This is a genomic window from Methanocellales archaeon, from assembly GCA_028715985.1.
GTDB lineage: Archaea > Halobacteriota > UBA148 > UBA148 > UBA148 > UBA148.
Window position 1 is genome coordinate 194,259 of the sequence record JAQUQR010000001.1, and the last position, 13,987, is coordinate 208,245.

Here is a 13,987-nt window from a genome sequence, read left to right on the forward strand (position 1 = left end):
GCGTAAGTGATCACATCATTGGTGGCACTCCACCAGGTGGCATCCCTTGTGCCCCCTCTGCCCCTAGAGGGGTCTCCAGATCCATCCTGTCAGCTGCGATCACATCATCTATCCTTAGAATCATGACCGCTGCCTCCGTTGCAGAGGAAATGGCTTGGGTTCTTACCCTCAGGGGTTCGACCACACCCGCTTCCATCATGTCGATGACTTTTCCCTTATAAACGTCCAGCCCTGCAGTCTTTTTGCCCTTCTCATGCTGAGCTCGCAGCGCAACGAGCATGTCTATCGGATCCAGCCCGGCATTCTCTGCGAGCGTTCTTGGAATGGATTCCAAGGCATTTGCAAACTTGGCAACAGCCAGCTGTTCTTTTCCACTTAAGGATGCACTGTATTCTCTTAGCCTAAGTGCCAATTCTACTTCTGAAGATCCTCCACCAGAGATAATCTTTCCCTCTTCTATTGCTACCCTTACAACCCTTAGTGCATCTTGCAAAGTCCTCTCAAGTTCATCAACAACTTGCTGGGTTCCACCCCTTAGTAACAAGGATACCGCTTTTGGATTCTCACACTCTTTTACAAAAATCATCTTCTGACCAGGGAAATCATCCCTCTCCTCGACTAATCCTGCTTTGCCCAGATCGCTCGCCGTAATGTCATGGACTTTGTTAACTATTTTAGCACCGGTTGCCCTTGCCAATTTTTGCAGATAGGTCTTCCTGACTCGTTTGACCGCCATTATTCCAGCCTTGGATAAATAATGTTGCACTATTTCATCGATGCCCTTTTGACAGAATAACACGTTTGCTCCACTGTTGGCGATCTTATCAGCCATACCTTTCAGCAGTTTTTCTTCTCCTGCAAGAAAACCGTGGAGTTGATCCGGCGATTTTATTGATATCCCAACATCGGCCTTAGTGGGCTTTACCTCAAGTGAAGCGTTGATCAGGGCAATCTTTGCATTTTCCACCTTCTTTGGCATATTTGAGTGCATTCTTCCTTTCTCAATTATAATTCCCTTTATCAGCTCTGAATTGGCGGTATGGCTCCCCGTTCTCTTCTCGATAGAGATATCCTTCGCACTCACAACATATTTGCCCTCAACTTTTTGAGCAACCAATAATACAGCCTTCACTGCCAGCTCAGCTAAGCTATCCCTTACTGCATCCTTTCCGTTCATCGCGGTTATCGCTATCTTTTTAAGAGTACTCTCGTCCTCGGGAGCCAAAGTTGTCGCAATAGAGCCCAAGATTTCTTTTGCCTTTTCTGAAGCCAGTTGGTAACCAGATGTTATGATCGTCGGATGCACCTCCAGTTCTATCAGCTCTTCAGCCTGCTTCAACAATTCTCCTGCGATAACTACAGCGGCGGTGGTACCATCCCCGACTTCATTATCTTGGGTCTTAGCCACCTCTACGATAATCTTCGCAGCAGGATGCTGAAGCTCTATCCTTCTCAAGACCGCTGCACCATCATTGGTGATCAGGGCGTCATCATTCGGAAACACGAGCATCTTGTCCATTCCCCTGGGACCAAGGGTCGTGCGGATCATGGAAGCAATCGCTTTAGCAGCAGTGATGTTCCTGTTCTGCGCTTCTCTTCCTTTCGTTACTTCGGATGAATCTGCTAATACCATTATGGGCGTTCCACCCAGTTGTCCTGCCATTTATAATACCTCTTTATTTTGATTTATAACACCGAATTGATTGTTAGTAGTTCTATATAAAATTTACAGTTAGGGGTTCTGGTAAGTCTTCGGGTCATCGCTCTCCCTGCTAACCGTCGGGTCATAGATTCTATTACCTATGAACAATAGGAATTTCTTTGAACTTCCTCTTTTTCAAGTTCTGCTTACCATCTTTGATTCGTATCTCCACATTTTCTTTTTCAATATCTCTCGGTATGCGAACGATCCCTGCACCGTTTGGAACAATCATCCTCTCGTAATAGCACTCTTCCTTATCCCACCAAGGAAGTGGGTCATCATCATAAAATACCATGCATCTTTCTATATGTTTATTTGGATGTAAAATTCTTATACCCCAATTACTTTCAACGGGTTTCTTTATGGGTTCCTTCAATCTTTGAAGAACAAAGCTGATGCGACTCTCCCTTCTTCTGAGAATCAGGTCTATGTATAGGGGAATGAATCCGACTACATATATAACAAGTGCGATAACCTCAAAACTAATCATGAGATATCCACATTATTTCTCTTTGATGCATTCTGTATTAATGTTATCCATTTGTTTTTCCCCTCGATCTCAATTCCACAAGTTTCTGCTGATGTTTCATCATTTAGGGCTTGATGCGGTCTTATGAAATTGTAATTCACAAACCGTTCTTCAAGGAATATCCCAATCGTTTCATCTTCACTTACTCCCACGATAGAAACCTTTTTCAAAGCCTAGCCTTCTATTAGGTGGGGGAATTTAATTTGAGGAGCGATTCCATCAAAAAAGGTCTTGAGAGGGCTCCACACCGGGCCCTGCTTCATGCTTGTGGCTTGACAAGCGAGGATTTTGAAAAGCCCTTTGTTGCGGTCATAAACAGTTATAACGAAATTGTTCCCGGCCATATCCATCTTCGTAGGCTGGCTGAAGAGGTAAAAAAAGGCATATGCAGTAAAGGAGGGGTGCCGTTTGAGATGGATACGATAGCAATCTGCGATGGATTGGCCATGGGCCATGATGGCATGCATTATTCGCTCCCCAGCCGAGAGATAATCGCAGATTCCATAGAGCTATGGGTGCAAGCACATGCGTTAGATGGCATGGTTCTAATTCCGAGCTGTGATAAAATCGTACCGGGCCACCTGATGGCAGCAGCAAGAGTGAACATTCCGTCGATCGTCCTTACAGGGGGTCCGATGAAACCAGGCAAATTTCAGGGAGAGAATGCAGATGTTATAACGGTTTTTGAGGCAGTCAGCAAGGCCGCAGCAGGCATGATGACGCCAGAGGAACTGGGATCGCTTGAGAAGGTTGCATGTCCTGGTGCAGGTAGCTGTGCTGGCATGTTCACCGCCAACACCATGGCTTGCGTGACAGAAGCGTTGGGCATGTCGCTTCCCGGCTGTGCAACAGCGCACGCAGTTGATGATAAAAAAATGGACTTGGCTTTTGAGACCGGGAAACAAGTGATGCAACTGATCGAAAGAGGCATCCAGCCCCTTGACATCATGACAGAAGATGCTTTTCACAATGCAATCATGGTGGATTTGGCTCTTGGGGGGTCTACCAATACCGCACTTCATTTACCTGCAATCGCACATGAAGCAGGCATTGATCTCGGGCTGGATATCTTCGATGAACTGAGCAAAGTCACCCCCCATTTATGCAATATGAGGCCGGGTGGACCGTTTACCATGGAGGACCTTGATAAAGCCGGTGGCATCCCTGCAGTCATGAAGCGGCTAGAAGGGAAATTATTCAGAAAAGCGCTGACAGTATCGGATAAAACGGTGGGCGAGAATCTGAAGAACGTTAATGTTGCCAATAACGAGGTCATCAGACCGCTTAACAGACATGTTCATTCAGAAGGTGGAATGGTAATCCTCAAGGGAAATATCGCACCCAAGGGGGCCATTGTCAAACGTACGGCTGTTAACGAAAACATGTTAGTTCATAGGGGACCTGCTCGTGTTTTTGATAAGGAGGAGGATGCGGTTGCCGCAATTCTCAATGGATGCATAAAAAAAGGAGATATCGTAGTTATTAGATACGAAGGGCCAAAAGGAGGACCTGGAATGCCAGAGATGCTGGTGCCCACATCAGCCATAGCAGGCATGGGCTTATCAGATTCCGTTGCACTGATAACAGATGGAAGATTCTCCGGAGGTACGCGTGGACCTTGCATTGGCCATATGTCCCCAGAGGCATTTGAAGGTGGGCCTATAGCCTTTATTAAAAACGAGGATATCATCTCAATAAACCTCCCTGCTAGACTGATTGAAGCTGAGCTTAGTGAGGGTGAGTTAGAGCAGCGTAGAAAAAAGTGGTCTCAGCCAAAACAAAAACTGAGTGGCTATCTTGCCAGATATGTAAAGCATGTTTCATCTGCGGATGAAGGTGGGATTTTAAGATAATACTCAATTTATGGTCAGATAACAGCCCTCGGCAGAATTTTATCGATCAAAAAATACTCAATTTGTTATTCAGTATTTGTCTTTAAGTACTCCTTTAGCATATGTCTTTTCTTTATGCATCCCAGAAAACTGCAGGAAATTGAAAAAAGTGTGTCGAAAAAGTTTTTAAGTATTTGGGTCCAGCAATTAGAGTCTAAACCAAGTGAAACAACCCTCTAGCTCCTTCGTTTTGTTTTGGTGAGAGAAGTTAATCTCAAAAACTCGTCATAAGAAAGATGGATAAAAAAAGGAATCATAAATGTAAAAGAGGTCTTATCAAAGCAAGGCTATATAGTAAAAACACCAAAATTATCTGAAAAACAGAAAGAGGCGAATAATACGAAACGGAAAGTGGGCTGTATGGCAGTAGCACTTCTGATAATCGGAATAGCCCTTATGCTGCCAGTAAACGTTCAAGAAAACTATGGGGCTACTGAAAAGTACACCGAAAAAGAGCCCTATGATGCTATCGAGACATATTACGTAAAAGAGCCCTATACAGCATACGTACCGTTAAATTATACCATAGTAGATCATATACACTTTGACCTTATTCATCGTGCCTTTTACACTCGTGATGATGTTATTTCCCGTAATTGGCTCTCTGGATGCGATGTTTCAGTGATAGTTAAAAATACGGACAATGTAGGAGGGGATTTTTGGGTAACATTATATGCGGCAACATCAACAGGGTCATACGAGTGCACAACTGATGCAGTATTTTTAAAAGGCGGGGATAGGCACGAATTCCTTTGCACATTTCAGGGCGATTACAACTCTTCTACTTATGTAGTGCATCGAGCAACAAAAGAGGTGATTGAATATCGTGATGTACCTAAAGAAAGAATGGTAACTAAATATCATGATGTGATCAAGGAAAGAACGGTATTAAAAACGAAAATAGTGCAGAAACCCATCTACGAAATCATTCATTCTTTTCTTTCGTGATTAATTTACGCATTTAGTGCATCTTTATGATGCCTGATGCCTAAACTAAAGGATATCAGGAAAAGGGGAGAATTGATTTGGAGCAGGCAACACAACTTCTTCTGACTTTAATTCTTGTTTTAGCAGCAGGAGTTGTGGCTCAAGTCTTTTCAGAAAAATCGAGAGTCCCGAGTATCGTGTTTCTCCTAACTGCCGGTATAATACTGGGGCCTGAAATTGCTGGCATCCTGTATCCTAACCAGTTTGGAGTTGGGCTGGAAGTGATAGTCACCCTTTCTGTCATAATAGTGGTGTTTGAGGGTGGCATCAACCTTGATTTGCACTATCTAAAGGTTGTTTCCAAGAGCATCATGAGATTAATTACTCTGGGAGTGTTCATCACCTTCATATTCAGCGCGATTGCTGCCTATTCCCTCGTTGCAATCTCATGGCAAATGGCACTACTGTTTGGGGCGATCATAGCGGCAACTGGACCGACAGTCATATCTCCCCTGATGAAACAAGTTAAAGTACGGAGACGAGTTAGCACACTTTTAGAGGCAGAAGGGGTTTTAAACGATCCGATAAGTGTTATACTTGCTGCTGTAGTGTTCATGGTCATCATATCCCCAAATGCACCACTTGAGCAGGTTCTTTTCTGGTTCGGCTCGAGAGCTGGAGTTGGAATATTAACTGGGATGATATGCGGTGCAATCACAGCGTTTACCCTTAAAAGGCTTGTTACTAAGAGATATGCCCACATTTTCACGATTACCATGGCTCTCGTGACATTTGCGGTAGCAGAGCTAACGATATCTGAGTGTGGAATCCTGGCGGTAGCAGTAGCTGCGATCACCATTGGAAACTCAGAGATACCGCACAAAGAATCGATCAAGGAGTTCAAAGGGGATCTGGCCCTCATCGTGTTATCGGTCATATTCATACTACTTGCTGCAATGCTGAGTTTTAAGAGCATAGTTAGCATTGGTTTGGGGGGAGTGCTAACCGCTCTCTCTTTGATGCTTATAATCAGGCCTGCTGTAGTTTTCGTCTCTACACAAGGCTCTACTTTAACTCGAAATGAAAAAATCTTTGTATCTGGCATCGGCCCTAGGGGCGTTGTTCCGGCTTCCATGGCGATGTACTTTGCCATAAAGCTTGGAAAATTAGGGGTAAGCGGTAGTGAAGCACTCATGGGATTGGTTTTTATCACCATCGTTCTAACAATTCTTATACAGGGCACATATGCTAGATATTTGGCTAAAAAATTGGAGGTGATACCCATGGGAATATTAATTGTTGGCGCAGGCGGAGTGGGACGATTACTGGCCGAGCGCCTTGAAAAAAGAGGAGAGGACGTTACCTTAATCGATACCAGGGAGTCGAACTGCAAAAGGGCAATGCAACTCGGAATCAAGGCCATCGTCGGTGATGGGGGTGATGCCGACATCCTAAAAAAGGCTGGAATAGAGCGAGCGAAGTTCCTAGTTGCTGCTACTGACAAAGATGACACCAATCTGCTCGTATGCCAAGTTTCAAAAAGCAGATTCGGACTTGAAAATCTGGTTGCACGGGTAAACAACCCAGAAAACCTCCAAGCTTTTGAGGATTTAGGCATTAACGCTATGAGCCCGATTCTCTCAACAGCTGTGACCCTTGAGGATATGATTAAACGCCCCGAACTATTCTCTTTAATGGAAATAGGCCGAGGCGGGGATATTATAGAAGTCGTCGTGTCAAATCCAAAGATGGCTGGAAAGAAGATTTCTGAACTAAAGCTGCCAAAGGAGTCCTTGATAGTATTGATCAAAGGGAAGGAAGGTTATTTTGTGCCCCATGGAGATGCGATAGTTCAAATGGGAGATTCAGTCACAATACTCGGAGGGGAAAAAGCTGTGAGAGAGGCTGTAAAGCTTTTCGATTGAGCTTGCATTTAATTTAAAAAGGATTTACATATCTATAGTATGGGAAAATGCAGGTGTAGAGCGCGTAGATATATTTCATTTGGGTTGGGTGAGAGAGCAACATCGAATGATTCTTTAGTTTAGTCCTTTATCCTATTTCATGATATCCAACAATGCCACCCTCTCTAAAACAAGCTCTGGGATTTTATCATCGCCCACGGCATTAATCTCGGCTTCGGTGATATCGAATGTCTTGACAAGCTTTCTCTTCTTGCATTCTGTGTAGTCAAGCACCGGTGCCTCATGGAGGACTGTTTTCAGCTCAGAGCTTGCACCTGTCGTATCATCGCCTATTATAACGATAGCAACGTAGTTTTTACCTGAGTGAACGCCCATTGACATCGCCTGTTCAATCTGGCGCTTTCCGGAAGCATACAACAAAATCTCAAGACCTAAATCCTTTGCGATATTTCTTCCCTCGCGCATGGCCCTACTTGCCTTCTCGACCGCGAAGAGAATATGATCCCTACTGGCAATCTGGTTTGCATCAATCGCTTGGACGATTACACGATGCTTTTTTGCCACTTCATTTAACATTTTGATGAAAGCTTCAACATCGTCAATATCGACAATGCCGCCGATGATTTCGGTATTCATGCTTTACCTTTTCTTTTGTTTTGTTTATTCTGCCCTATTCTAGCTTTTCATCCGCGCTGACACCCAGTTGCTCCAGAATGTTTATTGCGATTTTATTTCCGACCAGCTCACCAATCTTCTTGGGATCGGCATTTTTGAGTTTATCTAGGTCAGTGAAGCCTGCATCGTACAATCTGCGGGCTCTGACCCGACCCACACCCCTTAGAGTGACCAGTTTAAGAAGATCCTGATTGATGCCATATTTGATCCGCATCACCAAGTTCCTCGCATCTTTTGTAAAAGGAAGCTTTAGAAAAGCAGACAGCTCTGCTGTGCTATGCACGAGCCATTCCGCCGTCTCCGTTAACGTACGAATGTCTCCGGGACCTATGCCGAATCTTGTGGCAATGTCATTTTCCTCTACCTCGTCGATCCAATCCAAGAACATCATTGCGGTTTTAACCTCGGCAAGAAACCACTCGTCACCATTTACATAACAGAACTCGCCATTGTGCTCTTCTGCAAAATTCTGTACCCCTATGTAGTCCTTACTTCGCAGGTAGAGTTTTCTCATATCTGGCGTTCTGCAAACCAGATGGAGCAGTGTAAGCAAAGTCGGGTCTTGTATCGACCTCAGTGCATTGATAATGATCGAAGCGGACAAAGGGTCTATGTACAGTTTCGAGACCAGTTTTCCCAGTGGAGTGGCATGCAGTTCCCCGTCGGATTCTGTAGACATGCCCTCACTTTCCAAAAATTTCAGCACAGCATCGATCACATGCTCTATGCTCCATCTTTCCTGTTGTGAGCCATAGAACGTTGCTTCTATAAAATCGAATAGTTCACTTCGCGATAGGGCAAATCCAGTTGCAATGGTCGACAATATGTGTGTGCGAAGGGCATTCTCGGTGCCGAGCTTTGACCAAATTCTCTCTGGATAGGCAAGCACATAATTTTCCATCAGCTCGTTCAACTCATCAAGATTTCTTGCGATGAGGACCGATTCGCCATAGGGATCTAAGCCCGGACGGCCTGCTCTGCCACACATTTGCTTTATCTCCAGGACGGGTATTGGCGTCGATCCAAAGTTGAGATCATACCGTTTGTAATTCCTGATTATCACCCGTCTGGCCGGTAAGTTGAGGCCTGAAGCCAGCGTAGGGGTGCAAGCTATTGCCTTTACCAAGTTGGATCGAAACCCACTCTCTATAATGCGTCGATGCTCGCTATGCAATCCGGCATGATGAAAGGCCGCTCCTTTTTCGACACAGGAAGCGAGTTTTTCGCCTAGGTCGGTCTCACCGACCTCCCGAATCTCTCCTGCTAAATTCATCAGCTCATTCAGATCATCAGAATCGATCATATCTTTAATGGCTCTGCCCACACTTTTGGCCATGCTCTCAGAGTTTCGGCGTGTGTTGGTGAAGATGAGGCATTGTCCACCCTCACTTATGGTATCCATCGAAAGTGCAATGGCCTCATCTTTGTTCTTCGAAGTGATCTCTTTTTTTGCATTTACAAATTTGATGGCTCGCCCAAAAAGGACGCCTTCTCTTAATTCTACAGGACGCCAGTCGCTTTGGACAAGCTCTGCGTTTAGCCATCCTGCCAACTCGTCTGCATTCCCTATGGTGGCACTCAGAGCGAGGATTTGTGATCCTGGATTCAACTTCATCAGTTTCGTCAACGTGATTTCCAGCGTGGGCCCCCTATCAGCGGAGTTGATGAGATGGATCTCGTCGGCAACGATGACCGTGAGATGGGGCATCCAACCTACCTCATTCCTGAGCAGCGAGTCCGCCTTCTCAGACGTGGCTACGATGATGTCATATGTGCCAAGCCACTCATCTTTTTGATCGAAATCACCTGTTGATATGCCCACCTTGATTCCCAGCTTTTTGAATTCAGAGAACCTGTCGAATTTTTCTGAGGCAAGTGCCCTAAGCGGTACGATGTAGAGTGCCTTGCCCCCACTCAGCACTGATTTCAGCATGGCAAATTCTGCCAAGAGCGTCTTGCCTGATGCGGTAGGAATGGCTGCAACCATGTTCTTCCCATCCAGTATGCCGTGTAGAATGGCATCCGCTTGGGGAGGATACAGCTCATCGAATCCCGCATCTACGTAAAATCGGATTAAGCTCTGGGGTAACTGATCATACAGCTCGCTAATTTTCATTGAAATAAATTAAGGATCGAATCCGAGAAAAGTATTTCTCTCTGAAAGAGAGTTATATATCGTAATGTTTATAAATAAATATAATAAAACCAAGTATGGCAAGGTATATTAATGGATTTCGAAAAACCCATAGCAAAAGTAGCAACCCTAATACTAGCCTTATTAATCCTATTTGTTATTGTAAAATTCATCGGAATAGTCCTATTCATCCTCATCAGATTTTTAGCGATCGTCTTGATTGTAGCGATTGTCATATGGTTCATATTATCGATCATTAAACATTTGTAAAAGAAATGTGATGAACAGAATATGAATCTAACAATAAGAAAAGGGGAGGAAAAGGATTATAAAAAGGTCTACGAAGTAAACTGTTTGGCTTTTCAACAAGAAAATGAAAGTAAACTGATCGAGAAAATAAGAAAAGGTAAAAACTTTATCCCTGAACTCTCACTTGTGGCTGAGATTGAGGATGAAATTATGGGACATATCCTATTTTCAAGAATAAATATCTTTGGCGATTCTGTCTTTGACTCTCTTGCCCTAGCTCCCATGGCGGTTAGCCCTGAGTTTCAGAAAAAAGGAATCGGAAGTAACCTGATTAAAAAAGGCATAGAAAAAGCGAAAGAACTGGGATTTGACTCTATAATTGTTCTGGGGCATAAAGAGTATTATCCAAAATTTGGATTTCAAAGGGCTTCAAAGTGGAACATAAAATGTCCTTTTGAGGCTCCTGACGAAGCGTTTATGGCAATTGAATTAACTGAAAGAGCATTTGAAGGCAAGGCAGGAACAGTTAAATATCCAGATGAATTTATGGAAGCTGAATAAAAACGCAGATGAAGTCTGGAATAAAGTTTGAAAGAGAGCGGAATATGAAAAGAGTCATCATACCATTAGTATTAATCTCAATGTTACTGGTAAGTGGTTGTGTTACGCAACTTTCAGGTCAAGAATTGACTTTTGAAACCATCTCAAAAGGGAGTTCCAGTGACCATGATGAAAGAAAGGACTATGTGATAAGAGACCTATCCGAATGGGGAACTTTATGGGGCAAAGTGCACTCCAGAGTTTCGCTTACACCACCCCTTCCTAACGTCAACTTCGAGGATGAAATGGTCATTGCCGTCTTTCAAGGTAGTCACCCTACCGGGGGATATGCCATCGAAATCACACAAATCGTTGAAAAAGAGAGTTCTATAGAGGTATTTGTTAAAGAGACATCACCTTCACCAGATTCCGTGGTAACCCAGGCATTCACGCAACCTTACCATATTGTCAAAACCAAAAGAGTTGATAAAGACGTTATATTCATAAGATAGAATTATTTTTATAGGCTGACTTCTCCGAATTGATTCACTGGCTTATTTATGCATCGATAGAAAAAGTTGATATGCATATTTAAAAGACTTCTTCTGAGAAGATAGTTTCGAAAATTGATTATCTGAAAAATACTCCAATAATAAGACTTATAACCCCTATATATTTACATGCTGATGTTGCGATCATATGTCTCAATATATCCACATCAATCCAGACTGTGATTATAGAGTAGAGTTTCGCAGGATTAAGAATCCCTCTCTCGAATTCAATTCGGGTCAAATGACAATCGTTTTGCCAAAGGGAGGCAAGCCAGACGAGGTCATACAGAAATATAACTCCTGGATAGAACGAGTCCATTCAAACATCCAATGCGCTTTAGAAATGGCCAAAAAGATGAATTTAGAAAATAGGGCCCAGCCACAATTTAGACAGCTTGTTTGGCAACTCGCAGAGAAATATTCCGTGGACCTCGGTGTCCATTTCTATAAAATATATTTTAAGAAGATGGATGGGAAGTGGGCTAGTTGTGGCACAGATGGAAATCTCACGTTCAACACCCTAATGAAGCGGTTACCTGAAAATTTAATAGAATATGTGGTCTTCCACGAAATTACACACCGCAAAGAAATGAATCATGGTAAACATTTCTGGAGAATTGTATCCGACAAGTACCCTGCTTATGAGGAGATGGAAATGAATCTATTTGTGTACTGGCTGCTGGTGAAAGAAGGTGCTTCTCAGGATTGAAAAATTTACTTATTGGAGTATTCCGCCGCTTGCCCTAAGTGGGATATGGGAACGTTGAGAGACTAATAAGTTCCCTCAGCTATCACGTCAAATACAACCCCCTGCTTGTCATTCTCGTTAAAATCATGGGATCAAAATAGGTTTTAGACGCCACCAAAACACTATAGATAGTTGATTACAATAATTAAAAATGGACGGAACTAAGTATAAAAGGAAGCGGGGAAATAAGCCAAGAGATTTGACATAATAATATTACAAAACTCACCCCCAAAATCCATTAAATCAAACTTAAAGAAACGAAAAAGAGGGCAGTTTAAAAATGAAAAATTCAAAAGATTTAATTTGCCAGAGTTGCGGGATGCCGATGACAAATGAAGAAGACTTCGGAACAAATTCAGACGGCAGTAAAAACAAGGAATATTGCCGATTCTGTTACAAAAAAGGAAAGTATACCGATGAAGGCATTACAATGAAGCAGAAAATTGAAAAGAACATAGAGATTGCTAAAAAGATGGGGATGCCAGAAGAGCAGGCAAAGGAAATGGCAAATGACATCATTCCAAAACTTAAAAGATGGAAAAAATAATCAATTGTACGCCGGGAGAGTTCTATAGCTGACAGGTTAAAGTGCTGAGTATTTTATGGCCTTGAGTTACTCGACTTATTCATGTATGCAATTTTTGAATTTGCTTATTAATAGGTGAATGCGATATTACTATATCGCATCATCAGGACATTTATAGTTTAATTAAACTATATGCGATTTTAGGTGAGATTTTTCTTACCACAGTTCCCAATTAAAGAACACCCTTATGTGATTGGAATCGCACGAGACTTGTACTCATCCACACCATCACCAAATCTAAATCTTTTTTTATTATATAAATATAAGCCCTTATCTTGATACTTGATTATTTATATGTGCGGCATGCCAGACAAAATATGTAGAAATGCATAAACTATCTAATATTCTCAAAATCCTTACTTCTACATGCAAGCTTCATTGCGAATGCATAATCTTCGAGCATATTCTTTGATGCAGAATACTCAGTAATAAAGGAAATTCCATCAAGAACTGATTTAGCCCCTACTATTGATGCGACCATTTTCGTGATTGGTTCGGGATAAGCAATCATAAGAAAGCATACAACTCCACCTAGTGTTATTGATAATCCTTTAAATTTCAACTCTTTTTTAATATCTTTGAGTTGTGCATAAAGACGTACAGATTCGTTACTTACTTCTTCGACAACTTCTGAAAGAGACAAATCATCCTTATGGCCAGTTAACTTTCTTACAAATTGGGTTATTGCTAGTTGATATCTCCCAAAAGATTCCTTTTCATTTTCTCTAATTTTGACAACATCATCTAAAGTTAGCCCGTGAAGTGTCGGAACAAATAGAGTAGGTATTCCATATTGCCAACCAACTCTTTTATCTGAGAGAAGATGTTTCCATAATTTGCTTGAGCTGTGTGAGTTATATTTTACATAGACATCCCCTAAGTATGATTCCCCAAGCTTGGGGATTACATATTCTTGGTAGGGAGTATCTGGCAAACCAGTTTCTCGTGTGAAAGATGAATTATACGTCGCAGTTCGAATTGTTGAGGGCAAGTATAACGCACTATTGCTTAGTAGTAGTGGTGAAAGACAAAACAAGATCTCCCAAATGGGACCACCCAAAATAGCCTTTTCATTATCCAAATTAAAAGTGAAGCGATTCGAAGATAGAAGAATTACTGAAGAATAGGAGGCAGCCTTCTTTGCAAAAATATTAATTGCATCTAAATCAATCCGTTCTTTCTGAAAACCCATCTCAAAAATATCGTAATGACAACGAAAACCTTTGGCATCTTTATAAAAGTCTCTTAAACGATGCCAGTTATCCATATAATGTTGAAAGATGATACGTTCACATTCCCCTCTGCTTTCTTTATCCAAATGTCTATTCAACCACTTTAGATATTTCATGCGACTTTCAAAATCCATGTCAACTGGAGATGAAATACCTAGTTCACTGATTTTGGAATATAGTTTTGTATAAAACTCTGATGGATTCATTTTACCTATATATTTTTAATTTTAATAATGAATTTCGGCTAACTACTTATATCGGAACTCTATTCTCATATTTCTCCAAATTGGTGTTATT

At 42.2% G+C, this 13,987-nt stretch carries 14 protein-coding genes; 8 read left to right on the forward strand and 6 right to left on the reverse strand.

From position 1 onward, the window contains the following. Positions 1–10: 10 nt before the first annotated feature. From thsA to PHI74_01215, 3 genes are all read right to left on the reverse strand, one after another. Complete coding sequence (gene thsA, locus PHI74_01205; GenBank protein MDD5484636.1) at positions 11–1,663, reverse strand: thermosome subunit alpha; 1,653 nt, start codon at positions 1,661–1,663, stop codon at positions 11–13. A 133-nt stretch (positions 1,664–1,796) separates the two neighbouring features. Then, positions 1,797–2,192 carry a hypothetical protein gene (locus PHI74_01210; GenBank protein ID MDD5484637.1) on the reverse strand — a complete coding sequence of 132 codons (396 nt, stop codon included), beginning with the start codon at positions 2,190–2,192 and terminating at the stop codon, positions 1,797–1,799. Further along, a complete protein-coding gene (locus PHI74_01215; protein MDD5484638.1) occupies positions 2,189–2,383 on the reverse strand; it encodes a hypothetical protein in 195 nt (64 codons plus the stop codon). Before PHI74_01215 ends, PHI74_01210 begins: the two co-directional genes overlap by 4 nt. 51 nt (positions 2,384–2,434) lie before the next feature. On the opposite strand from PHI74_01215, the gene ilvD reads away from it, so the two are divergent. The 3 genes from ilvD (at position 2,435) to PHI74_01230 (ending at position 6,975) form a co-directional block, all read left to right on the forward strand. Beyond that, positions 2,435–4,084, forward strand: a complete 1,650-nt coding sequence (ilvD, locus tag PHI74_01220) for a dihydroxy-acid dehydratase (GenBank protein MDD5484639.1) — start codon at positions 2,435–2,437, stop codon at positions 4,082–4,084. Between the two features lie 399 nt (positions 4,085–4,483). Beyond that, positions 4,484–5,071 (forward strand): hypothetical protein, encoded by a 588-nt coding sequence (locus PHI74_01225; protein MDD5484640.1) that lies wholly within the window; start codon positions 4,484–4,486, stop codon positions 5,069–5,071. Between the two features lie 77 nt (positions 5,072–5,148). Further along, entirely contained in the window at positions 5,149–6,975 is a 1,827-nt protein-coding gene (locus PHI74_01230) for a cation:proton antiporter (protein ID MDD5484641.1), read from the forward strand. 132 nt (positions 6,976–7,107) lie between these two features. Here the strand turns inward: PHI74_01230 and cgi121 are convergent, their stop codons facing one another. Together cgi121 and PHI74_01240 are read right to left on the reverse strand one after the other, a co-directional pair. Next, complete coding sequence (cgi121, locus tag PHI74_01235; GenBank protein MDD5484642.1) at positions 7,108–7,611, reverse strand: KEOPS complex subunit Cgi121; 504 nt, start codon at positions 7,609–7,611, stop codon at positions 7,108–7,110. Positions 7,612–7,645: 34 nt separating this feature from the next. Further along, a complete protein-coding gene (locus tag PHI74_01240) occupies positions 7,646–9,766 on the reverse strand; it encodes an ATP-dependent DNA helicase (GenBank protein MDD5484643.1) in 2,121 nt (706 codons plus the stop codon). A 111-nt stretch (positions 9,767–9,877) separates the two neighbouring features. Here PHI74_01240 and PHI74_01245 point away from each other — a divergent pair, with 111 nt between their 5' ends. The 5 genes from PHI74_01245 to PHI74_01265 all read left to right on the forward strand — a co-directional run bounded on the left by PHI74_01245 (position 9,878) and on the right by PHI74_01265 (position 12,419). Then, the gene (locus PHI74_01245; GenBank protein ID MDD5484644.1) at positions 9,878–10,054 is read left to right on the forward strand and encodes a hypothetical protein; all 177 of its coding nucleotides are present in this window, start codon (positions 9,878–9,880) and stop codon (positions 10,052–10,054) included. Between the two features lie 21 nt (positions 10,055–10,075). Next, complete coding sequence (locus PHI74_01250; protein ID MDD5484645.1) at positions 10,076–10,594, forward strand: N-acetyltransferase; 519 nt, start codon at positions 10,076–10,078, stop codon at positions 10,592–10,594. Between the two features lie 8 nt (positions 10,595–10,602). After that, positions 10,603–11,085, forward strand: a complete 483-nt coding sequence (locus PHI74_01255; GenBank protein ID MDD5484646.1) for a protease complex subunit PrcB family protein — start codon at positions 10,603–10,605, stop codon at positions 11,083–11,085. 187 nt (positions 11,086–11,272) lie between these two features. Next, a complete protein-coding gene (locus PHI74_01260) occupies positions 11,273–11,833 on the forward strand; it encodes a M48 family metallopeptidase (GenBank protein ID MDD5484647.1) in 561 nt (186 codons plus the stop codon). A 319-nt stretch (positions 11,834–12,152) separates the two neighbouring features. Next, positions 12,153–12,419: a zinc ribbon domain-containing protein gene (locus PHI74_01265; GenBank protein ID MDD5484648.1), complete on the forward strand. Its 267-nt coding sequence runs from the start codon at positions 12,153–12,155 to the stop codon at positions 12,417–12,419. 373 nt (positions 12,420–12,792) lie between these two features. On the opposite strand, the gene PHI74_01270 is transcribed toward PHI74_01265, so the two are convergent. Continuing rightward, a complete protein-coding gene (locus PHI74_01270) occupies positions 12,793–13,896 on the reverse strand; it encodes a hypothetical protein (GenBank protein ID MDD5484649.1) in 1,104 nt (367 codons plus the stop codon). Positions 13,897–13,987 lie beyond the last annotated feature (91 nt).